General features: G+C 39.3%; 18 protein-coding genes. 4 read left to right on the plus strand and 14 right to left on the minus strand.

The genetic code is table 11. From position 1 onward, the window contains the following. Positions 1–43: 43 nt before the first annotated feature. Positions 44–256: a DNA gyrase inhibitor YacG gene (gene yacG, locus CUB63_RS07455; protein ID WP_006533733.1), complete on the plus strand. Its 213-nt coding sequence runs from the start codon at positions 44–46 to the stop codon at positions 254–256. Positions 257–333: 77 nt separating this feature from the next. Here yacG and mutT read toward each other — a convergent pair whose 3' ends face one another. The 3 genes from mutT to tnaC all read right to left on the minus strand — a co-directional run bounded on the left by mutT (position 334) and on the right by tnaC (position 1469). After that, entirely contained in the window at positions 334–726 is a 393-nt protein-coding gene (mutT, locus tag CUB63_RS07460) for an 8-oxo-dGTP diphosphatase MutT (protein ID WP_072063371.1), read from the minus strand. 106 nt (positions 727–832) lie between these two features. Further along, complete coding sequence (locus CUB63_RS07465) at positions 833–1042, minus strand: aromatic amino acid transport family protein (protein ID WP_311753156.1); 210 nt, start codon at positions 1040–1042, stop codon at positions 833–835. Between the two features lie 322 nt (positions 1043–1364). After that, positions 1365–1469 (minus strand): tryptophanase leader peptide, encoded by a 105-nt coding sequence (tnaC, locus tag CUB63_RS17970; RefSeq protein ID WP_109847791.1) that lies wholly within the window; start codon positions 1467–1469, stop codon positions 1365–1367. Positions 1470–2076: 607 nt separating this feature from the next. On the opposite strand from tnaC, the gene CUB63_RS07475 reads away from it, so the two are divergent. Next, the gene (locus CUB63_RS07475) at positions 2077–3762 is read left to right on the plus strand and encodes a ShlB/FhaC/HecB family hemolysin secretion/activation protein (RefSeq protein WP_109847792.1); all 1686 of its coding nucleotides are present in this window, start codon (positions 2077–2079) and stop codon (positions 3760–3762) included. A gap of 33 nt (positions 3763–3795) precedes the next feature. Then, a complete protein-coding gene (gene hpmA, locus CUB63_RS07480) occupies positions 3796–8529 on the plus strand; it encodes a calcium-independent hemolysin HpmA (RefSeq protein ID WP_109847793.1) in 4734 nt (1577 codons plus the stop codon). Positions 8530–8723: 194 nt separating this feature from the next. On the opposite strand, the gene secA is transcribed toward hpmA, so the two are convergent. Both secA and secM read right to left on the minus strand, forming a co-directional pair. Then, complete coding sequence (secA, locus tag CUB63_RS07485) at positions 8724–11432, minus strand: preprotein translocase subunit SecA (protein ID WP_072063376.1); 2709 nt, start codon at positions 11430–11432, stop codon at positions 8724–8726. 95 nt (positions 11433–11527) lie between these two features. Next, positions 11528–12055: a secA translation cis-regulator SecM gene (secM, locus tag CUB63_RS07490; protein WP_109847794.1), complete on the minus strand. Its 528-nt coding sequence runs from the start codon at positions 12053–12055 to the stop codon at positions 11528–11530. Between the two features lie 45 nt (positions 12056–12100). Between secM and CUB63_RS07495 the strand changes: the two genes are divergently transcribed. Then, positions 12101–12616, plus strand: coding sequence for a DUF721 domain-containing protein (locus CUB63_RS07495; RefSeq protein ID WP_006533744.1), 516 nt, complete (start codon positions 12101–12103; stop codon positions 12614–12616). A 34-nt stretch (positions 12617–12650) separates the two neighbouring features. On the opposite strand, the gene lpxC is transcribed toward CUB63_RS07495, so the two are convergent. From lpxC to murD, 9 genes are all read right to left on the minus strand, one after another. Beyond that, entirely contained in the window at positions 12651–13568 is a 918-nt protein-coding gene (gene lpxC / locus CUB63_RS07500) for a UDP-3-O-acyl-N-acetylglucosamine deacetylase (RefSeq protein ID WP_109847831.1), read from the minus strand. A 98-nt stretch (positions 13569–13666) separates the two neighbouring features. Beyond that, positions 13667–14833: a cell division protein FtsZ gene (ftsZ, locus tag CUB63_RS07505; protein WP_072063378.1), complete on the minus strand. Its 1167-nt coding sequence runs from the start codon at positions 14831–14833 to the stop codon at positions 13667–13669. A 70-nt stretch (positions 14834–14903) separates the two neighbouring features. Continuing rightward, positions 14904–16160 carry a cell division protein FtsA gene (gene ftsA / locus CUB63_RS07510; RefSeq protein WP_006533748.1) on the minus strand — a complete coding sequence of 419 codons (1257 nt, stop codon included), beginning with the start codon at positions 16158–16160 and terminating at the stop codon, positions 14904–14906. 45 nt (positions 16161–16205) lie between these two features. Continuing rightward, positions 16206–16991: a cell division protein FtsQ gene (gene ftsQ / locus CUB63_RS07515; protein ID WP_006533749.1), complete on the minus strand. Its 786-nt coding sequence runs from the start codon at positions 16989–16991 to the stop codon at positions 16206–16208. A 1-nt stretch (position 16992) separates the two neighbouring features. Further along, positions 16993–17349, minus strand: coding sequence for a hypothetical protein (locus tag CUB63_RS07520; RefSeq protein WP_006533750.1), 357 nt, complete (start codon positions 17347–17349; stop codon positions 16993–16995). Positions 17350–17354: 5 nt separating this feature from the next. Further along, entirely contained in the window at positions 17355–18818 is a 1464-nt protein-coding gene (gene murC, locus CUB63_RS07525; RefSeq protein WP_006533751.1) for a UDP-N-acetylmuramate--L-alanine ligase, read from the minus strand. Positions 18819–18859: 41 nt separating this feature from the next. After that, complete coding sequence (gene murG, locus CUB63_RS07530) at positions 18860–19942, minus strand: undecaprenyldiphospho-muramoylpentapeptide beta-N-acetylglucosaminyltransferase (protein ID WP_072063380.1); 1083 nt, start codon at positions 19940–19942, stop codon at positions 18860–18862. Beyond that, the gene (gene ftsW, locus CUB63_RS07535) at positions 19939–21132 is read right to left on the minus strand and encodes a cell division protein FtsW (RefSeq protein ID WP_072063381.1); all 1194 of its coding nucleotides are present in this window, start codon (positions 21130–21132) and stop codon (positions 19939–19941) included. Before ftsW ends, murG begins: the two co-directional genes overlap by 4 nt. After that, a complete protein-coding gene (gene murD, locus CUB63_RS07540; RefSeq protein WP_006533755.1) occupies positions 21132–22442 on the minus strand; it encodes a UDP-N-acetylmuramoyl-L-alanine--D-glutamate ligase in 1311 nt (436 codons plus the stop codon). The genes ftsW and murD overlap by 1 nt, the downstream gene beginning before the upstream one ends. Position 22443: the final 1 nt, after the last annotated feature.

Below are 22443 nucleotides of genomic sequence, written 5' to 3' on the forward strand. Positions count from 1 at the left end.
TTGATATGAGCATAAATCGCACCAATGAAATCTAGGAGAGATAATGAGCGAAGAATTAGTTGTAAAATGTCCAACCTGTCAAACAGAAGTTGTTTGGAATGAAAGTAGCCCTTATCGCCCTTTTTGTAGTAAGCGTTGCCAACTTATTGATTTAGGTGAATGGGCTGATGAATCAAAGCGTATTCCAAGCCAAAGTGATATTAATGATAGTGATGATTGGAGTGAAGCTCCGCAATATGAGCCTAAAGACATCTAACTTTCTAATTCTACACATAAAAAATAGCCACTCAATCGAGTGGCTATTTTATTTATAAACGCTTATTTAACACTATTCTACTTTTGCAATAATGCCACAATGGTGCGGTTTGCAGGTGGGAAATCATCAGCATTTAACGATCCAATAGATGTCCACTTAAATTCTTGTCCTTCTTTACCATATGGCTCATTATTCCATTGCGTGACTAAGAAAAAAGATAAAGTAATGTGTCTATCTGGAAAATCATGCTCTACCGTTTCAAAAAGTGAGCATTGCGTTACATCAATACCAATTTCTTCTTGTAATTCACGGAATAGCGCCTGTTCTGGAGTCTCTTTATCTTCTAATTTTCCCCCGGGAAATTCCCAAAATCCCCCCATATGCGATTTTAGAGGACGTTGTGTGATAAAGACATTATTGTGTTGATCACAAATAATACCCGCAGCAATATGTAGCTTCTTCTTATCCATTATAGACAACCTATTGAATATTAACGTCATTATAACATCTTAGTGTTATTATAACGCATATCCAACCGTGCTACTCTGGTTTTCTTTCCCTTGCTATCTTGATTAATTAACGATAAATAGGTAACAAACCAAACTGTGCTAATGTTTGGCAAATAATCCCTACGGCACCAAAAGCGATAACTGAATAAATTAATCCTTTACCTCCCCACACTTTAAAGCCTGAGTTGGGAAATTTATCTCGCGCTTTCAGTGCCATAACTGCAGGACAGATAATTGCCCAGATACAAGCAGCCGTACCTGCATACGCAATTGCAATATAATTGAAGGTTCTTTATTAACCGACTTATTTTCTATTTTTTAGTCCTTACTAAAATAAGGATAGAGCTATCACATTGCACGAGAGCCATTATTATTGTGGAGTATTATTTATTTGATAGGTTTTAATATAGCAGTAAAGTGTCTTAACACAGGTGGTTCATATTCGAATTCAAGACCTTTAATTCAACGTGTGCTGCTGTTGTGTCAAAATGGAAATGAGAAATAAATACAGGATTTTTCGCTTTTCCATCTTTTTGTTTATCTTTTAATAATACTGGAAAAAGAATATTAAATATATTTTGGATGGATATAAAAAAGGATTATTTTTCAGGAAAGAAGAAGGCGAGTTCAGAATCAATATTAAACCATTTATTCAATCTGAAGAAACCTCTTAATATTATTAAGACATTAAATGATGAGAACATACTTTAACCCTTAATAGTCAGGAAACAGTACAATTTACACGCTAATTTATATAACAGTTAAACACGATTAGTAATTTAACAATAAAGTCCTAATCTTTTAACCACCCATTTTATTCATTTAAATGAAATAATAATTCATGAAATATTTATTCCAAAATAAAACATTAATAAACTTATAAACAACAAATGAAAAGCTAATTAGCACTTTATTTTTATATTTTTGAATCTCCTCTCATTATTTATCTTCTCATTATAAAAAATGAAAAAATTTTAATTAACATTACTGAATTGATGATAGTTTAAGCAATAAGAAAAATAACACTGAAGATTATCACTATGAAAATCAATACACTAGACACCCTTAAAATTAATCATTTGTTTAATCAATACAATTTGAGATGTTAATCATTTTAGTTATATCGCTATTTAATATCGAAAGAGATGAAAATTTATCTTTATTTCATCTATTTTTAATTTCTTTTCATATTGAGAGTACTCAGTATTTATTATTCTAAAATTAACGATAATATAAAAACATTAATTATTATCTTTCTATATTTAAGCAATATTATTTATATTTGAATTAATACCTTTATATTGAGGTAAAATGAGAAAAAAAGTTATTTTATTAACACTATTAAGTGGATTATCAACCACTGGATTAACAGCAAATGACACCGGTTATTCAGGCTCGATGGGAGAATCGCGGCGCGCATTACAAGAGAGTCAACGTGAAATAAATCAACTTATTGAACAAAATCGCTATCAACAACTTCAAGAAAATGCATTAGAGGTTTCACCTTCCCCCACACTTATTACTGAATCAGAACATTGTTTGCCTATTAATGGAGTTTATGTTCAAGGAATTACTTTACTTGATGAAAAAGATCTTGATTCCTTAACACCATTACCAGAGCAATGTATAAAAAGTGCTGACGTTAATCGTTTAATCAAAGAGTTAACTCAACGTTATCTTCAACATGGCTATATTACTGCCAGAATTCAATTTTTACGTCCTAATCAAGAACAACAACTTGGGTTGTATGTTATTGAAGGTTTTATTGAAAAAATAGAAGGTGGCGATCGAGGCGTTAACACCGCATTACTTTTCCCTCATATTGAAGGAGAACCTCTTGAACTCTCAAAATTGGATCAAGGGCTTGATCAAGCAAACCGCTTACAATCGAATAAAGTTAAATTAGATATATTGCCTGGTACGCAATTAGGTGGCTCCATTATTCAGCTCTCCAATCAGCGACAAGCACCATGGCACCTAAATATTTCGAGTGATAATTATGGACAAAAAAACTCGGGGCGCTGGTTAGTTCGAACGAATGCAAGCTTAGACAGCCCATTGGGGTTATCTGATTTTGTTAGCTTAAACGCTAGCATTACCACTGATAAACCCAATACACGTTTTAATCGTGCTTACACCCTACTCTATTCTTTACCTTATGGCGCATTGACATTCAGTACTTTTGGTAGCTATTCCGAGTATGAATTTCATCAAGCATTACAAACACGTACCGTACGTTTGTCTGGAGATACAACACAAGTTGGTTTAAGGGGCGATTACGCGTTTTATCGTAGTCAAAAGCAGATTGATACCTTAAATATGCAGGTAACACATAAACAAATACGCAACTATTTCAGCCAAATTCGCCTTGATTTAAGTAGCCCTGCACTTACAACAGTAGAGCTAGGTATCAACCATTTACATATTATTCAAAATGGTGTTATCAGTGCGAATTTAAGTGCAGAAAAAGCCATTGGTTGGTTTGGTGCAGACGAATCACCTCGTGTTACTAATGGCGATGGTAATGACTATCGCTTTACAAAAGTTAAGCTTTTTGCCAATTGGCAACATCGTTTTGCTATATCGAATTCTACATTTTTATTCAATAGCGCCTTCTTTGGCCAATATAGCCCTGACACCTTACCGGGAGTGGAATGGCTAAGTTTAACGGATAAAAATGCGATCCGCGGTTTTGATCAAAGTACACTTTCTGGCGATAACGGCGGCTATTTGCGCAATACGCTTTCTTATCCTTATCGAATAAATACCTTTTCAATCACCCCTCGAATTGGCCTAGATGCAGGTCGTGTTCAACAACATGGCAACTATGAAGGATGGCGTAGTGGTTATGGACTAAGTTCAGGCTTAAATCTTCAATATCAAAAAGCACAATTCGATATCGAAGTCGCTAAGGGGCATTTGCTTTACAACCAAACGAATTCCAATAAAACCAAAGACCCTACTCAAGTGTTAGTTAGATTTTCATATTTATTTTGATTCACACTCATAGCAATAAACGGAGAAAACTCTATGAAATCAAAAAACTTCAAGCTCTCTCCTTCGGGTAGGCTTGCTGCATCTTTAGCGATTATTTTCGTATCACTAAATGCATATGCTGGCGGTATTGTTCCTGATGCGGGCAATCAAGGACCAAATGTTTCATCAGTTAATGGTGGTACTCAAGTCATTAATATCGTTACACCGAATAACGAAGGTATTTCTCATAACCAATATCAAGATTTTAATGTAGGCAAACCTGGCGCCGTATTTAACAATGCCTTAGAAGCTGGGCAATCACAGCTTGCTGGACAACTCAATGCCAATAGTAACTTAAACGGACAAGCTGCTTCTTTAATTTTAAATGAAGTTGTTAGTCGAAATCCTTCATTCTTATTAGGTCAACAAGAAGTTTTTGGTATAGCGGCGGAATATGTACTTTCTAACCCAAATGGAATTACCTGTGATGGATGCGGTTTTATCAATACCAGTCGCTCTTCTTTAGTTGTAGGTAATCCACTGTTTGAAAATGGTGAATTAAAAGGTTATAGCACGCTGAATAATACAAATTTACTTTCTATTGGTAAAAATGGATTACATGCACCTCGTCTTTTAGATTTAATTGCACCTCGCATTGATAGCCGAGGTAAAATAACCGCAGCTGAGATTTCTGCATTAACAGGTCAAAACACGTTCTCTCAACGTTTTGATATTCTTTCATCACAAAAACCTACGTCAGCTTTAGACAGTTATTTCTTTGGAAGTATGCAATCTGGTCGTATCCGTATTATTAATACCGCAGAAGGAAGTGGTGTTAAATTAGCCGGTAAATTTGTTGCTGATAATGAATTAAGTGTTAGAGCGGACAATATTCAAACGGATAGCCAAGTTCGTTATGACAGTTACGACAAAGAGGGTAGTGAAAACTATCAAAATTACCGTGGCGGTATTGCTGTTAATAGCAGTGGTTCTAGCCAGACTCTGACAAAAACAGAGTTAAAAGGTAAAAATATCACTTTGGTCGCTGATAATAAAAACCAAATCAAAGCCTCTGATTTAATGGGTGATGATATTTTATTACAAGGCGCCCATTTAACTGTTGATGGCAAACAGTTACAGCAAAAGGACACCGATACCGACAATCGTTGGTTCTATTCTTGGCAATATGATGTCACTAAAGAAAAAGAGCTAGTACAGCAAGTTGGTAGCCATATTGAGGCGAAAAATAGTGCAACATTAACAGCGACTAAAGGTGATGTCACACTTGAAGGTGCAAAAGTTAATGCAGGTAATACTCTGGCAATTAATGCCAATAAAGATATTAATATCAATGGATTAGTTGAAAAAGAAAATCGTAGTGAAAATGGCTATAAACGTAACCACACTTCTCGTTTAGAGACAGGAAGTTGGAGCAATAGCCATCAAACAGAAACCTTAAAAGCAAGTGAGCTGACCGCAGGTAAGACACTAGGTTTAAATGCCGAAGGGTCTGTTACCGCTCAAGGCGCAAAATTACATTCTAATGAGAATGTTGTCGTCAACGCTAAAGAGAACATCAATCTTAATGTTCAAAATACCAACAATGATAAAACCGTAACCGACAATCATGTTGTTTGGGGCGGGATCGGTGGTGGTAATAATAAGAACAATAACAACAAACAAGAAGTCAGCCATTCAACACAATTAACGGCCAATGGACAACTGTTACTTGCAGCAGATAACAGTGTCAAAGTTACAGGCAGCCAAGTGAAAGGCAACCAAGGCGCATTTGTTAAAACGACTCAAGGTGATGTTGTTATTGATAATGCGATTAGCGAAATCATCACTAAAACAGATGAACGTACAGGTACTGCATTTAACATCACTAAAAACTCCCACAAGAATGAAACTAACCAACAGCATTCAACTGGTAGTGAATTAGTTTCAGATACAGAGTTAACTGTGGTCAGCGGCAAAGATGTTAATGTGATTGGTAGCTTAATAAAAAGTGCCGACGAGTTAGGTATTGAGTCTTTAGGTGATATCAACGTTAAATCTGCACAACAAACCACGAAAATCAATGATGAAAAAACATCATTAGAGATCACTGGTCACGCTAAAGAAGTTGAAGATAAACAATATAGTGCTGGTTTTCATATCACTCATACATCCAATAAAAGCAATAGCACAGAGACAGAACAAATCGGTTCTACCCTCAGTGGTGGCAGTGTTAAAGTTCAAGCGGATAAAGATGTCACTTTTGCTGGTTCTGACTTAAAAACAACAGCAGGTAATGCCACTGTTTCAGGTGACAATGTTGCTTTTGTTTCAACAGAAAACAAAAAAGAGACTGACAGTACAGATAGAACCATTTCAGGTGGATTTAGCTATACCGGTGGCGTTGATAAAATCGGTAACAAAGCTGATTTCCAATATGACCAACAGCATACAACAACCGAAATCACCAAAAATAAAGGTAGCGAAACGCAAGTTGCGGGTGATTTAACTATCACTGCAAACAATGATGTAACACACCAAGGTGCATCACACAAAGTTGATGGCACTTATAAAGAATCGGGTGAAAATATCAATCACCTTGCTGCCAATGATAGTGCAACATCTAAAACAGATACTTTAAATATCGGTATCGATGTAGGTGTTAATCTTGATTATAGTGGTGTTACTAAACCAATTAAGAAAGCTGTAGAAGACGGGATTGATACCACAAAACCGGGAAGTAATACGGATTTAGATAAAAAAATCACCGCTAAAGATGCCATTAACAATCTTGCTAACTTAAGTAGTTTAGAAGCACCTAATGTAGGTGTTGAAGTTGGAGTGAAAGGTGGCGGAAGCCAGAAATCACAAAACGATACCCAAGCAGTTTCAACATCAATTACTGCCGGTAATATTAATACTGACAGCAATAACACCTTACATGACCAAGGAACTCATTATCAATCAACTCAAGGTGATGTTACGCTAACTGCTAACACTCATACTAGTGAAGCAGCGCAAAATAAACACCAACAGTCCTTCCATGAAACAACGGGAGGTGGTCAAGTTGGTGTCAGTACCAAAACAGGCTCTGACATTACCGTAGCAATTAAAGGTGAAGGTAAAACCACTGACACTAGTTTAACGACAACAAAAGCTGAAGGTAGCCAGTTTAATTCAGCTGGCAATATCAATATTAATGTACGTGATGATGCGCATTATGAAGGCACTAAATTTGACGCTCGCGATGGCAAAACTGTCATAAATGCAGGCGGTGATCTAACGCTTGCACAAGCAACAGATACTCATTCTGAAAATCAACATAATGTAAATGGTAGTGCAAACCTGAAAGTAGGTACAACACCAGACAGTAAAGATTATGGTGGTGGCTTTAACGCAGGTGGGACAAATCATCAAAAAGATCAGACAACAGCGAAAGCGGGTTCAGTGAATGGCTCACAAGGTATTGAGTTAAATTCAGGTCATAATCTGACTTTGCAAGGAACTCATCTAACCAGTGAAAATGATGTTGCTCTGACGGCAACGAATAAAGTTGATTTCAAAGCAGCAGAATCTCAACGTACTGAAACAGGTAAAAACTTATCAGGCGGATTACAAGCAGGATTTGGCCAGAAAACGGGAGAGAAATCCTCTTCTGTCAATGGGTTAGGTGGCGCTGAATTAGCCATTGGTAAGCAAGATGAGAAAACAGTTTCTCGTGACGGTGGAACAATTGCTAATCAAGGCAATTTAACCGTTAACGGTAGCTCTGTTAATCTTCAAGGAACTAAAGTTAATAGCAAAGATACGCAATTAACTTCTCAATCTGGTGACACCACACTGACATCAGCACAATCCACAGATTACAAAAGTAATTGGGGAACAGATATCTCTTTAAATGGCAAACAAACCAATACCACGCCAAAAGAAGTGACCGAAGAAAACCCAGCCACCTCTATCCATAATATTGGTGGCAAAGTTTTAGTACACGTTGAAGATCAACAAAAATCTACTCACCAAAATACCTCCGTAGAAACTGGCTCCTTAACTATAAATAGTGACAAAAACCTCACTCTTTCTGGTGCAAATGTTTCCGCGGATAATATAACGGGTAATGTAGGCGGTGATTTTACGGTAACGAGTCAAAAAGACAGCGATCGCCACGTTAATGTTGATGTAAATGTTGGTTACAACCACAACAATGATCCTAAATCTAGCCAAGTTAATAAAACCGCTGAAGCAGGTGGATCACTATTAGAAGACACTATCAAAGAAACTATTGATTCAGGTATTAAATCTGCAACTGATGTTATCTCTGATAAATACAATTCTCTTTCTTCTGCTATCGCAGATAAAACGGGGATCAGTGGCGAAACAAAAACCAAAATTGATAAAGGCGTTGGAACAATAGGTAATGGTATCAAAAATATCGTAACAGGCGCTGAAGGCCATACGGCGAACGCGGATATTAAAGTTTCTCATATTGATAATGATGCAGTTACCCAAACCACAACCTTAACAAGCAAAAATGCTATTTCATTAAATGTAAGTGGTACAACTCAACTTACAGGCGCTGAAATTAAAAGTGAGCAAGGCCAGGTTGATTTGGGCGGTAGCAGCGTTCAATTAAATAATATTGAAGGCCATCAATATGAAGCCGGAGCAGATCTTGATCTGAAATCATCTGCTGTTGATCTAGTGAAACAACTTGCAGGTGGTGACTTATCATTAAAATCACCTGTTAAAGTTAATGAAACAGTAAATACAAAATCGTCTATTTCTGAAAAGTAATAGACACATGATAAAAGAGTAATGCCTATTCTTTTGTAAACTAAACCCGCTTGTTATTACAATAAGCGGGTTTTATAGATCAATTCAAAATAAAAAAACAGAATACAATCTGTAAATAACAAAAAAGACCCACTGATGACTGAGTGGATCTTTTTTAATCAGTGCATTACACACTTGTTATCAGGATAAATAAATTAACCTAACTGACCATGACAATGTTTAAATTTCTTACCTGATCCACAAGGGCATGGTTCATTACGACCCACTTTTTTACCTGCAGCCACTTGACCATCAACTGCTGACATTTGAGACTCTTTTGTCACTTCATGGCTTAATTGTTGCTGTTTAGCTAAACGCTCTGCTTCTTCACGACGACGACGTTCTAACTCTTCAACTTCTTCAGGTAAACGAACTTGTACTTTGCTTAGTGTGCTGATCACTTCATATTTCAGTGATTCTAACATATTAGCAAACATCGCGAACGATTCACGTTTGTACTCTTGTTTTGGATCTTTTTGTGCATAACCACGTAAATGGATACCTTGACGCAAATAATCCATTGCTGCTAAGTGCTCTTTCCACAGTGAATCTAGCGTTTGTAACATCACGCCTTTTTCAAAGTTACGCATCATTTCAGCACTAACGATTTCTTCTTTCGCTTTATAAACTTCGATAGATTTTTCTAAAATACGCTCACGTAATGTTTCTTCGTGTAATTCAGGCTCTTTATCTAACCACTCTTTGATTGGAAGATTTAAATCAAAGTCTTTTTGTAGACATGCCGTTAAACCTTCAATATCCCACATTTCTTCCAGTGATTGAGGTGGAATATAGTTATCAATCATTGAAGTGAAGACGTCTTGACGAATGCTATCGATAGTTTCGCTTACATCTGCCACATCCAGTAATTCATTACGCTGAGTATAGATTGCACGACGCTGATCATTCGCTACATCATCATATTCAAGCAGTTGCTTACGAATATCAAAGTTGCGGTTTTCTACTTTACGCTGTGCGTTTGCTATTGCTTTAGTTACCCAAGGGTGCTCAATCGCTTCGGTCTCATTCATGCCTAATTTACGCATCATGCCAGACACTTTGTCTGAAGCAAAAATACGCATTAAAGAGTCTTCCATAGACAAATAGAAACGAGAAGAACCTTCATCCCCTTGACGACCCGCACGACCACGTAACTGGTTATCAATACGACGAGATTCATGACGCTCAGTACCAATAATATGTAAACCACCTGATGCTAATACGGCATCATGGCGCTCTTTCCATTTAGCTTTGATTTCTTCGATTTGCTCTTCCGTTGGCTCTTCAAGTTTAGCCACTTCAGTTTGCCAACTCCCCCCTAACACGATATCAGTACCACGACCCGCCATGTTAGTTGCAATAGTTACCGCTGAAGGTAAACCTGCGTTAGCAATAATATCCGCTTCCATTGCGTGGAATTTCGCATTCAGCACGTTATGGTGAACATTCGCTTTAGTCAGCGCTTTAGAAATCTCTTCTGATTTTTCAATTGAGATAGTACCAACAAGTACAGGTTGGCCATTCTTGGTACGCTCACGAATATCTTCAATAATGGCCGCAAATTTACCTTGCTCATTCATATAAACTAAGTCAGGGAGATCTTTACGCACCATTGGACGATTAGTTGGGATAACAATGGTTTCTAAGCGATAGATAGAGTTAAATTCAAACGCTTCAGTATCCGCAGTACCCGTCATCCCTGCTAATTTTTCGTATAAACGGAAATAGTTTTGGAATGTGATTGACGCTAATGTCTGGTTCTCATTTTGGATCTTCACACCTTCTTTTGCTTCAACGGCTTGGTGTAAACCATCGGACCAGCGACGGCCTTGCATTGTACGACCAGTATGTTCGTCAACAATGATCACTTCGCCATCTTTAACGATGTAGTCAACATCTTTAGTAAATAGAGCATGAGCACGCAATGCCGCTGTCACATGATGCATGAGCATAATATTAGCTGGTGAGTATAAAGACTCGCCTTCTTTCATCATGCCAGCATCGGCTAATAACCCTTCAATTTTAACCAGACCGCGTTCTGTGATATTCACTTGACGTGTTTTTTCATCAACAGAGTAATCACCTTCGCCTTGGAAAGTATCTGAATCTTCTTTTTCTTGAGAAACCAAATGAGGGATCACTTTGTTCATTTGGATATAAAGCTCAGAGCTATCTTCTGCTGGGCCTGAAATAATCAGAGGTGTACGTGCTTCATCGATTAAGATTGAGTCAACCTCATCCACTAATGCGTAGTGTAATTTACGTTGAACACGCTCTTGAGGACTAAATGCCATGTTGTCACGTAGATAGTCGAAACCGAATTCATTGTTCGTACCATAAGTGATATCAGCATTATAAGCTTCGCGTTTTACTGGTGGCGCCATATTTGGCAAGTTGATACCAACGCTTAAACCTAAGAATTCAAACAGAGGACGGTTATTTTCGGCGTCACGTTGTGCAAGATAGTCATTAACAGTAACAACGTGAACCCCTTTACCTGATAGCGCATTTAAGTATGCAGGTAATGTTGCCGTTAATGTTTTACCTTCACCTGTGCGCATTTCAGCAATACAACGTTCATTTAGAACCATACCACCAATTAACTGCACATCGAAGTGGCGCATACCAAAGACACGTTTACTTGCTTCACGAACAGTCGCAAACGCTTCTGGTAAAATATCTTCTTCTTTTTCACCGTTTTTTAAACGCTCACGAAATTCATTTGTTTTCGCTTTTAGCTCAACGTCGGTGAGTTTTTCAAACTCTGGCTCTAGTTTATTAATTTCATTAACAACTTTTCGCATACGACGGATTGTACGATCATTACGACTACCAAAAATTTTGGTTACAATTTTACCTAACATAAATCTTTATTCTCATTTATGGCGTGAAACGCCGAAAAAAGCCTCTGTATCGATAAACAGAGATAATCATAATCTTATTAGATTAAGTGACCCAATTAAGCTGTTAGGTAAGGCCCTGCACGAATACCGCGGATTTGTGCAAGCCATAATCCGGTATGATAAGAATTTGTATTCTGTACTAAAACATAGCCAGAAAGAGGAAGGTTGCTTAATGCAGATGATGGAGTCTCTGTTAATAAGGCATACAGCGTATCAAGCATAACCGCTGCAACATTAGAAACAGGTAACGGTTCATCTTTTACTTTAACCATCAATTCTGGTGAATTAATGGTGAATGCAAAAGAGAGCTGTTTAATCACATTTTTTACTGCGTGTTGTTGCCAGTAATTAAAGGTGAAGGATGAAGCAGGATTCTGTACACTTTGACGTAAGAATAAGTTATCAAACGCAATAAGTGCCTGACTTTGACGGTTTTGAGATGAAGGGGTATCAGTTTGCTGTGGATTCTCGGCATGAGCAGACAACAGCGAAGGTATTCCAATACCTGCTGCTACCATCCCTAAAAGCAGATGCGACCAAAAATATCGCCTGCCAAACTGTCGCCAAAAACTTATAATTCTCATTAACCTTCGTTGCTCATTAATTTTTATTTTGTGGAGTCAAAATCTATGCGGGATAGTTACCCACAATCATTGGAAAAAATCTTCATTGAACTTGAAGGTTCCAACAAGAGTACATTACAACTTATACAACAGCGCGCAACAATTTTACTAAAATTAAATCGCGCCGTCATGGCTCTTTTACCCGTTCCTTTACGAGATAAGTGCCGTGTCGCAAATTATCGCAACGCTATTTTAATTATTGAAGTTGCAAACGCAAGTTGGTTAACTCGCTTACGTTATGAAACCCCATCATTACTTTCTGCATTGAGACAAGAAATTTTACCATCCTTATCCTCAATAGACATCAAAATAAATCCCTCTTTAGGAATAAAACAGGAAAAAAGATCTTTAATATCATCATTAAAAGAGCAAGCACCGATAAAGAGACGTCACTTAAGTTTAGAAAGCGCACAGTCATTAAAGTATTTGGCAGAAAAAAGCCCGAAGAAATTAAGAGAGAAATTAGAACGGTTGGCTGCACTTGCCGGAGAGAGTACAAGTACAGCCAAAGATGAACGTTAATTAGAGATAATTAACGTACTTTCCTTCACAGGAATTAAGCAAAGACCATTGAGGGAGCTTTGAAGGCTACTGGCATTTGCGCTTCGTCTTCAAATGTGACAAATTCCCATGCAGATTCTTTTGCTAATACAGCTTGGAGCAATTTATTGTTTAGTGCGTGACCTGATTTAAACGCGGTGAATTCACCGATAATGTTATAGCCACACATAAATAAATCACCGATTGCATCCAACATTTTGTGACGAACAAACTCATCTTCAAAACGCAGGCCATCATCGTTGAGAACACGATAGTCATCAACTACGATTGCGCAATCGAAGCTTCCGCCTAAACACAATCCTTTAGATTGCAGATATTCGATATCACGCATAAATCCAAAAGTACGAGCACGGCTAATTTGGCTCATAAAAGATTCAGCGGAGAAATCTAGTTTATAACGCTGTGTACTTGAATCAATGGCTGGGTGATTAAAATCGATAGTAAAATCTAATTTAAACCCATTGTATGGGCGCATCTCTGCCCATTTATCACCATCTTCTACACGTACGGTTTCTTTGATTCGAATGAATTTCTTCGCTGTACGAAGTTCTTCGATACCTGCATCAAGTAACAAGAAAACAAAAGGTGCCGCACTTCCATCCATAATTGGGATTTCAGGTGCATTCACTTCAATTACAATATTATCAATGCCTAAACCAGCCAGTGCTGCGTTTAAATGCTCAACGGTTGATATACGCACATCGTCTTCGTTAACTAAGCAAGTACATAACATAGTGTCACGAACTGATTTTGCGTCTGCTGGAAAATCCACCGGTGGATTTAAGTCAGTACGACGGTAGATGACCCCAGTGTTTGCTGGCACCGGACGCATTGTAAGCGTAACTTTTTTACCCGTGTGAAGTCCCACACCAGTTGCTTGTACAATTCGTTTTAATGTCCGTTGTTTGATCATCATTTTATCTCGCAATGTTATCCGTCCTACCAATCATTATACTTATAATTGGCAGGACAGTTTAGCACAAAAAGCGGAGATGCCAATCTTTTTGGCGATTAATCAGCCTGTTTTCTCAAGAACGCAGGGATATCTAAATAATCCGGTTCTTTGTTTGACTGAGTAGATTGTTCGTTAACGGCTTTTGCAGCAGGCTTACTTTCTTCTACGGAAGAGAAAGAAGACATGCTGTTTTGCATTTGCTGGTAACGATTCTCCATTGCGCTTTGCTGATTCTGTTTATTAGTTACTAGGGTAATTTCTGGACGTTTGTCCATGCCAATACCTGTTGCAACAACAGTTACACGCAATTCATCATTCATTTCTGGGTCAAGAGATGTACCAATAACCACAGTCGCATTATCTGATGCAAATGCACGAATGGTATTACCCACTGTTTCAAATTCATCAAGACGTAAATCAAAACCTGCGGTGATGTTGACTAACACACCACGTGCGCCAGATAAGTCGATATCTTCCAATAATGGACTTGATATCGCCATCTCTGCGGCTTCTTCAGCACGATCTTCGCCTTTCGCAGCACCTGAGCCCATCATGGCATAACCCATTTCAGACATCACAGTTCTTACGTCAGCAAAGTCAACGTTCATTAAACCAGGGCGAGTAATAAGTTCAGCGATACCTTGAACGGCGCCTTTTAATACATCATTAGCTGCGCCGAACGCATCTAATAATGAAATTCCACGACCAAGTACTTTTAATAATTTGTCATTTGGAATAGTGATTAATGAGTCAACGTGTTTTGATAACTCAGTAATACCTTGCTCAGCAAATGCCATGCGTTTTTTGCCTTCAAAATTAAAAGGCTTAGTCACCACAGCAACAGTCAAAATACCTAATTCTTTCGCCACTTCTGCGACAACAGGCGCAGCACCAGTACCAGTACCACCGCCCATACCCGCTGCGATAAAGACCATATCAGCACCTTCAAGTGCTGCACGTAATCCTTCGCGATCTTCCTCAGCAGCATTACGGCCTACTTCAGGATTTGCACCTGCACCTAAGCCTTTCGTAATGGCATTACCAATTTGGATAGTCTGTCCGACCGCTGTTTTACGTAGCGCTTGAGCATCCGTATTGACTGCAAAGAAATCTACGCCTTCAATACGTTCACGAACCATGTGCTCAACCGCATTACCGCCGCCGCCACCAACGCCGATGACTTTGATCACCGCATCGTTGGTTAATTCCATAGGTTCAAACATAATTTCTCTCCGTTTTGTGCCTTCTCAGGGCCGCTTGCTCAAACGACCTCTTTTAAAATTTGTCTGATTATTAAAACTCTCTTTTTAGCCAGCCAGTGAGTTTCTTAAATAAACCACTGACAGCAGAGCGTTTCTCGGTTTCAGTTTCCTCACCAAAGTGAGACTCTTTACCGTAATGCAAAAGCCCAACCGCTGTTGAGTAGTAGGGGTCCTGCGCATAATCTGTTAGCCCGGTAATATTTAACGGTTTACCGATCCGTACTTGTGTGTGAAAAACACGTTGAGCACATTCAACAAGTCCATCAATCTGTGCAGCACCACCTGTTAGCACAATACCTGCCGCTAAATGATGCTTAATCCCTTGCTGGCGTAACTGTTCTTGAACTTTTAAAATCTCTTCATTAACAAGATTAAGCAGTTCGGTATAACGAGGCTCAATCACCTCAGCAAGAGTTTGTCGTTGCAGACTTCTTGGTGGTCTACCTCCGACGCTTGGAACTTCAACATTTTCATCTTTACCAACTAAAGATCCTAATGCACAACCATGGCGAACTTTGATAGCTTCAGCATCATTTGGCGGAGTGCCAAACGCATAGGCGATATCACTGGTTACAACATTTCCTGCATAAGGAATAACGCGGGTATGTCTTAATGCGCCACCGGTATAAATAGCGATATCCATTGTACCGCCACCAATATCAACAACACATACACCTAATTCACGTTCATCTTCTGTTAATACAGCGAAACTTGAAGCGAGTCCCGCGAAAATCAGTTGATCCACTTTTAACCCACAGCGTTCAACTGCTTTTACAATATTCTTTGCCATATCGTTATGGCAGGTAATTAAATGAACTTTAGCCTGCATACGCACGCCCGATAATCCAACTGGGTTTTTGATCCCTTCTTGATAATCAATGGCATACTCTTGCGGTATAACGTGTAAAACACGGTGTTCATCTTTTACTTTGACGGATTTTGCGGTATGAACCACACTATCAACATCATCTTGAGTCACTTCTTCTTCTGAAATTGGCACCATACCAATCTCATTTTGGCAACTGATATGCTTGCCTGATAACGCCAAATATACTGAAGATATTTGACAGTCAGCCATCAACTCAGCCTGATCTACCGCCCGTTGCACACATTTTACGACAGATTCGAGATCATTAACGCCACCTTTATCCATGCCCCGAGATGGACAACTTCCCACCCCGATAATATTCACTACACCATCAGGCAGGATCTCACCGACAAGGGTGGCTACTTTGGCCGTACCAATCTCAAGACCAACTACTAATTTTCTGTCCGTCGCTTTGATCATTATTGTTCTGCCTTCGCCGTCATCGTGTCATCTGCCACGTCTTGTTTATTCATTCTCAAGTAATAAAGGAGCCCATCCGACTGCACCACCGCTGTCATAACGCAGATCTACGTAATCAACACGTTTATCTGTTTGTTGTTGCAGTATCGGATACAACTCAATAAAGCGAGCGATCCGTTTTTCGTTATCCTTACGTCCTAGCTCCAATCGAACATCATTGTCTAAAACTAATTGCCATCCTTGACGGGCTGACATTGACGCCGCTTTTAAATTCAGGTTACTTGCAAGAAGCTGATCTCTCATTGCCACATAACCTGATAACACCATTTTTTCACTTCCTTGAGGGCCGTATAACAAAGGATAGCTTCCTTTGTTTTCCAACTGAGTTGGCAGACTGAAAACGCGCCCTTCTTTATCAAGAAAGTAAGTATCATTCCAACGGGTAAAGGGAACATATTCTACCAGATGGATTTTAAGTTCATCAGGCCACTGTTTACGAACAGTGACTAGCCTAATCCATGGCATACGTTCAATCTGTTGCTGAATGATATTCACATCCTGTGTCATAAATGTGCCCGGCTGTCCTAAAGACAAAATGGCCTGGCGCACATCATCATTCGTTGTGTAATGCCTTTCACCGGTTAATACAAGTTTTGAAATTGGCAGGCGATCTGCGTCTTTCATCCAATTAACCACTTGTATCCCACCCCAAACGATGGTGGCAATCACACATAAGAAAAAGATTAATCCTGATAAATAAGTACCATTACTCGGTCTGTCAGAATGTTGCTTCTCTTTGTGTTCTTTTATATTTAGCGCTGCTTGTGACATATTAACCCACTAACTCCTGAGCAACGTTTAAACAAGAGAATCGCCCATCCTTTTGTCCGATATTCCAGCGATTAATGTTTTTCCTACATATATATACTTTATGAACACTTTTAGGTTTGATAATTAAATCACTAAATTGTTCAATCTGTTGAGAATTATTTACTTTAAAAGAAGAAATTGCGAATTTTTCTTCGTTTTTCTTACTTTTTAACTGAAATTTCTTCTCAACACCGATTTGAGCAAGCGAATTCTCGATCATTTTTTTCGCTAATATCGTGTTAATTTTCTCATAACACGCCATCATTACAGTGACTTTATTGACTGTTTCACGATAAATGATGTTCACTTGCTCAAACATCCGCCTTAATCCTCGCTGAAAGATGGCTGTAATTTTGTATCGGCTAAGCGACGCGCTATTTTACCAATATTTCCAGCACCTTGAACTAAAACAAGATCATTATCTGTTAATACACCCGCTAATATTGACGAAATATTAGACACATCAGAAACCCATATAGGATCGAGCTTCCCACGTTGGCGAATAGTTCTACAAAGTGAGCGACTATCGGCACCAGCAATTGGCGCTTCTCCAGCAGAATAAACATCTGTTAATAATAAAATATCAACCTGATTGAGAACTGTGGCAAAGTCTTCATATAAATCACGAGTACGTGTATAGCGATGAGGTTGGAAAATCATCACTAGACGTTTATCTGGCCATCCTGCTCTCGCTGCTTTAATCGTTGCATCAACTTCTGTTGGATGATGACCATAATCATCCACCAGCATCACTTCACCTTCTTGACCATTAACATGCTCAAGCCCGTAGTTACCTAAGAAGTCGAAACGACGCCCAGTACCTTGGAAGCTAAGTAATGCGGCTAAAATATGTTCGTCAGCAATACCTTCTTCTGTCGCTACTGCAACTGCGGCTGTCGCATTCAAAGCGTTATGGCGACCAGGTGCATTTAATACAACTTGTAAATCAGGCATACCTTCACGAGAAATCGTGAAAAAGCCCTGAGCGCCTTTTTGTTCATAATGCGTAATACGAACATCCGCATCTTCACTAAAGCCATAAGTCGTAATATAGCGACCCACTTTAGGAATAATTGAACGAATAACATCGTCATCCAAACACATCACTGCACGGCCATAGAATGGTAGATTGTGCAAAAAGGTAATAAACGTCTCTTTTAGATTGTCAAAATTACCGTGATATGTGTCCATATGGTCTGCTTCGATATTGGTAACGACCGCAACCATGGGTTGTAAATGTAAAAATGATGCATCGCTTTCATCAGCTTCAGCAATTAAATAACGACTGCAACCTAAGCGAGCATGTGTGCCAGCCGATTTAACAAGCCCACCATTAACAAAAGTAGGATCTAAACCTGCTTGCGCATAAATATTTGAAATCATTGCCGTTGTTGTAGTTTTGCCATGTGTTCCGGCAATCGCTACACCATGACGATAACGCATTAATTCAGCCAACATTTCAGCACGACGAATAACAGGAATACGTGCTTCTCTTGCTGCAATAATCTCAGGGTTTTCAGCACTGATTGCTGTCGAAACCACAACAACACTTGCGCCACGAATATTTTCAGGGCGATGATTGAAATAGACTGTCGCGCCTAAGGCAACGAGCTGTTGTGTGACTACGTTTGGCGCTAAATCAGAACCGCTGATTTCATAGCCTTCGTTAGCCAACACTTCGGCAATTCCCCCCATACCAGCACCACCGATGCCGATAAAGTGAATATGCTTAACTTTTCTCATTTCAGGCACAAACGATCTTAATTTTGCCAGTTGTTGTGTATTCACTATTTACTTCTTCACTCTAAGTTAATGGTTACAAGTTACGTTTATTTTTTTGCCACTTCGATTATTACATTTGCTACGCGCTCTGTGGCATCCGTAATCGCAACACTTTTTGCTTTTTCTGCCATCGCTAATAAGGTTTCTCTATCCCAATTTTTCAGGGTTTGTGCAATGACTTCTGGAGTTAAATCATTCTGTTCGATAATTCGAGCGGCACCCGCTTTTTCTAGCGGCAGTGCATTCCAATATTGCTGTCTATCTTTGTGCTGGAAAGGAACAAAAATAGCGGGTAATCCCGCTGCGGCAATTTCGCTAACCGTTAATGCGCCTGAACGACATACAACAACATCAGCCCATTGGTAAGCTTGCGCTATATCATCAATAAATTCAGTAACTTTATATTCAGATTTAACTGAATTTTTTGCTAATTCGTTCTGATAGCGTGTTTTTGTATCACTTTCGCCACCTTTTCCTGCTTGATGCCAGATTGTAACATGTTCACCGAGTAAACCTGCAACTATGGGTAAGGTGTGATTTAAAATTCTAGCGCCTTGGCTACCACCAATAATCAATACACGAACAGGCCCTGTTCTCTTATTTAATCGTACTGAAGGTGCTTCAAGTGCCAACACATCTTCACGAACAGGGTTTCCAACCACTGGTGCATTAGGAAATGCTCCCGGAAAAGCCTGTAATACGCGTTTCGCAATTTTCGATAGCCAGCGATTAGTTAATCCAGCGATACCATTTTGTTCATGTAAAATAACAGGTATCCCACACATCCAAGCCGCAACACCACCGGGACCTGAAACGTACCCACCCATACCAAGCACAGCATCGGGTTGATAGCGCTTCATGATGGCACGTGCTTGAAAAATAGCTTTAATAATACGAATAGGTGCTGCGATTAACGCTTTAATACCTTTACCACGTAAACCTGAGATACGAATAAATTCAATTTCTATACCGTGTTTAGGGACTAAATCGGCTTCCATTCTATCCGCGGTTCCTAACCATCGGATTTCCCAACCTTGAGATTGTAGATAATGAGCAACAGCCAGTCCCGGGAATACATGCCCCCCAGTACCACCAGCCATAACCATTAAACGGCGTCTACGTTCGCTCATTTCGGGCTCCTTACAAACGCCTGAGCTCGTGCTAGACGTGTTTCATAATCAATTCGTAATAACATCACGATGGCGGTTGACATAATAATTAAACTCGAACCACCGTAACTAATAAGAGGAAGGGTTAATCCCTTTGTTGGCAACATGCCTGCTGCTGCACCTACATTGACCAATGATTGGAATGTAAACCAGATCCCAATAGAACAAGCTAAAAAGCCTGAAAAACGTTGTTCGAGGAGCAGCGCACGTCGTCCAATTTGCATCGCGCGAAAAGCGATGAAGAATACCATTAAAAGCACTAAAACCACACCGATATAACCAAGTTCTTCAGCAAGAATAGAGAAAATAAAGTCGGTATGCGCCTCAGGCAAATACTCTAGTTTTTGCACTGAGTTTCCTAAACCTTGTCCAAGTAAATCACCACGACCAAATGCCATTAAAGATTGTGTAAGCTGATAACCACTACCAAATGGATCTTCCCAAGGTTCTAAGAAAGAAGTAATACGTCGAACACGGTAAGGTTCAACAATAATCAACATAACAACAGCAGCAATACCTGAGCCGATAATAGCTAAGAACTGCCAAATTTTAGCACCGGCTAAAAATAACAGCGCTAATGTTGTTACGAATAAAACCACAACGGTTCCTAAATCTGGTTGTAATAACAATAAAACAGCCAGTACTAACATCACCCCCATCGGCTTACAGAAACCCCAAAAGTTATTTCTAACCTCTTCAACTTTTCGGACTAAATAGCTCGATAAATAGCAAAACAGTGCAAGTTTTGATAATTCAGCTGGCTGGAAATTTAATGGTCCCACAGCAATCCAACGTGAAGCACCATTAACTGAACTCCCGACCCCCAATACCATCAATAAAAGTAGTATCGAACCAAACAACATTAAGCTGCTATAACGTTGCCAAATTGCCATTGGGATACGCATGGTAACTAACGCAATAAAAAATGCGACAACGATATAGATGCCATCACGTTTAGCAAATAAGAAAGGATCTTCTGCGAGACGTTGACCAACAGGCATCGAAGCCGATGTCACCATAACAAAGCCGACAACCGCTAATCCGAAAGTAAACCAGAGCAAGGTGCGATCATACGGCACAAATGCTGTATTCTCAGTTTGATAACTGCCCACTAGCCACTGTTTTAATCTTCGCATTGCGAATATGCTCATCAGCCAAGCTCCCTTGCTAAACGTGCAAATTCATCACCACGCTGCTCAAAACATTTAAACTGATCTAAGCTTGCACATGCAGGAGAGAGCAACACCATATCACCTGATTTCACAGTAGGCGCTAAGGCTCGCATGGCTTCTTCCATTGTCACTGTTAATAAAGAGACATCAGGTCGTAGATTTGCCAATGCTTGTCCATCTTGTCCAAAACAGTACAGACGTATATTGTCGCCACTGATATAAGGCAATAAAGAAGTGAAGTCAGCCGACTTCCCATCACCACCTAATAAAAGATGTAATGTACCTTCAACTTCAAGTCCACGTAATGCCGCTTCTGTACTTCCTACATTGGTGGCTTTCGAGTCATTTATCCAACGTACATTTTGGTGTGAATAAACTAATTGAAAACGGTGAGCAAGACCGTGATATGTTTTCAGTACCTCGATTGTCGCTTTACGAGAAATACCCACGGCATCAGCAAGTGCTAATGCCGCTAATGCATTGGTATAATTATGCTGTCCTGAAAGATACATCTCAGCCGTTGAAAGGACTTTTTCACCTTTCACTTTTAAAATGCGATTTATATTATCAAGCTGATAATCACCTTGCCCAACACCAAAACTAACACAACGATTATCTTTACCCGCTAAAGGTAACGTTAATGCATCATCTTCGTTATAAACACAGGCTTTTGCGTTATCGTAGATACGCAATTTTGCTTCACGATATTGCTCTAATCCTAACGGATAGCGATTCATATGATCTTCGCTAATATTTAATACCGTTGCAGCTGCTGCTTTTAAGCTATAAGTCGTTTCTAGTTGAAAACTCGATAACTCTAATACATATAAATCATGAGGCTCAGTTAATAAGGTCAGAGCTGGGACACCGATATTGCCACCGACTCCAACGCGAATACCATCCGCACTCGCCATTTCTCCTACCAGTGTTGTCACTGTGCTTTTACCATTAGAGCCAGTAATCGCTACAATAGGTGCTTTGGCTTCACGGCAAAACAATTCGATATCACCAACAATTTCAACGCCATGATTTGCTGCTTCAACAAGCGCAGGTGTCGAAAGTGCAATCCCCGGACTTGAGATAATTAAATCGGCATCATTAAGCCATGCTTGATGAAAACTACCTGTATGATATTCAACGTCAGCAGGAAGCTTATCTAAGCCTCCTGGTTTTTGGCGTGTATCAATAACCTTAGGTGTAACACCTTGGCGGATAAAAAAGTCAACGCAAGAAAGGCCTGTTATTCCAAGCCCAACAACAACCACTTTTTTTCCCTGATAATTTGCCATC

The sequence above is a fragment of the Proteus penneri genome (assembly GCF_003144535.1).
Classification (GTDB): domain Bacteria; phylum Pseudomonadota; class Gammaproteobacteria; order Enterobacterales; family Enterobacteriaceae; genus Proteus; species Proteus penneri.

Coding starts and splice junctions, on each gene's coding strand:
- CUB63_RS07520 (WP_006533750.1), bottom strand. CDS start 17,349: ATGTTTGAGCAAGTGAACATCATTTATCGTGAAACAGTCAATAAAGTC.
- yacG (WP_006533733.1), top strand. CDS start 44: ATGAGCGAAGAATTAGTTGTAAAATGTCCAACCTGTCAAACAGAAGTT.
- ftsZ (WP_072063378.1), bottom strand. CDS start 14,833: ATGTTTGAACCTATGGAATTAACCAACGATGCGGTGATCAAAGTCATC.
- hpmA (WP_109847793.1), top strand. CDS start 3,796: ATGAAATCAAAAAACTTCAAGCTCTCTCCTTCGGGTAGGCTTGCTGCA.
- lpxC (WP_109847831.1), bottom strand. CDS start 13,568: ATGATCAAACAACGGACATTAAAACGAATTGTACAAGCAACTGGTGTG.
- murD (WP_006533755.1), bottom strand. CDS start 22,442: ATGGCAAATTATCAGGGAAAAAAAGTGGTTGTTGTTGGGCTTGGAATA.
- CUB63_RS07475 (WP_109847792.1), top strand. CDS start 2,077: ATGAGAAAAAAAGTTATTTTATTAACACTATTAAGTGGATTATCAACC.
- secM (WP_109847794.1), bottom strand. CDS start 12,055: ATGAGAATTATAAGTTTTTGGCGACAGTTTGGCAGGCGATATTTTTGG.
- ftsW (WP_072063381.1), bottom strand. CDS start 21,132: ATGAGCATATTCGCAATGCGAAGATTAAAACAGTGGCTAGTGGGCAGT.
- ftsQ (WP_006533749.1), bottom strand. CDS start 16,991: ATGTCACAAGCAGCGCTAAATATAAAAGAACACAAAGAGAAGCAACAT.
- ftsA (WP_006533748.1), bottom strand. CDS start 16,160: ATGATCAAAGCGACGGACAGAAAATTAGTAGTTGGTCTTGAGATTGGT.
- mutT (WP_072063371.1), bottom strand. CDS start 726: ATGGATAAGAAGAAGCTACATATTGCTGCGGGTATTATTTGTGATCAA.
- murG (WP_072063380.1), bottom strand. CDS start 19,942: ATGAGCGAACGTAGACGCCGTTTAATGGTTATGGCTGGTGGTACTGGG.
- secA (WP_072063376.1), bottom strand. CDS start 11,432: ATGTTAGGTAAAATTGTAACCAAAATTTTTGGTAGTCGTAATGATCGT.
- CUB63_RS07495 (WP_006533744.1), top strand. CDS start 12,101: ATGCGGGATAGTTACCCACAATCATTGGAAAAAATCTTCATTGAACTT.
- tnaC (WP_109847791.1), bottom strand. CDS start 1,469: ATGTTCTCATCATTTAATGTCTTAATAATATTAAGAGGTTTCTTCAGA.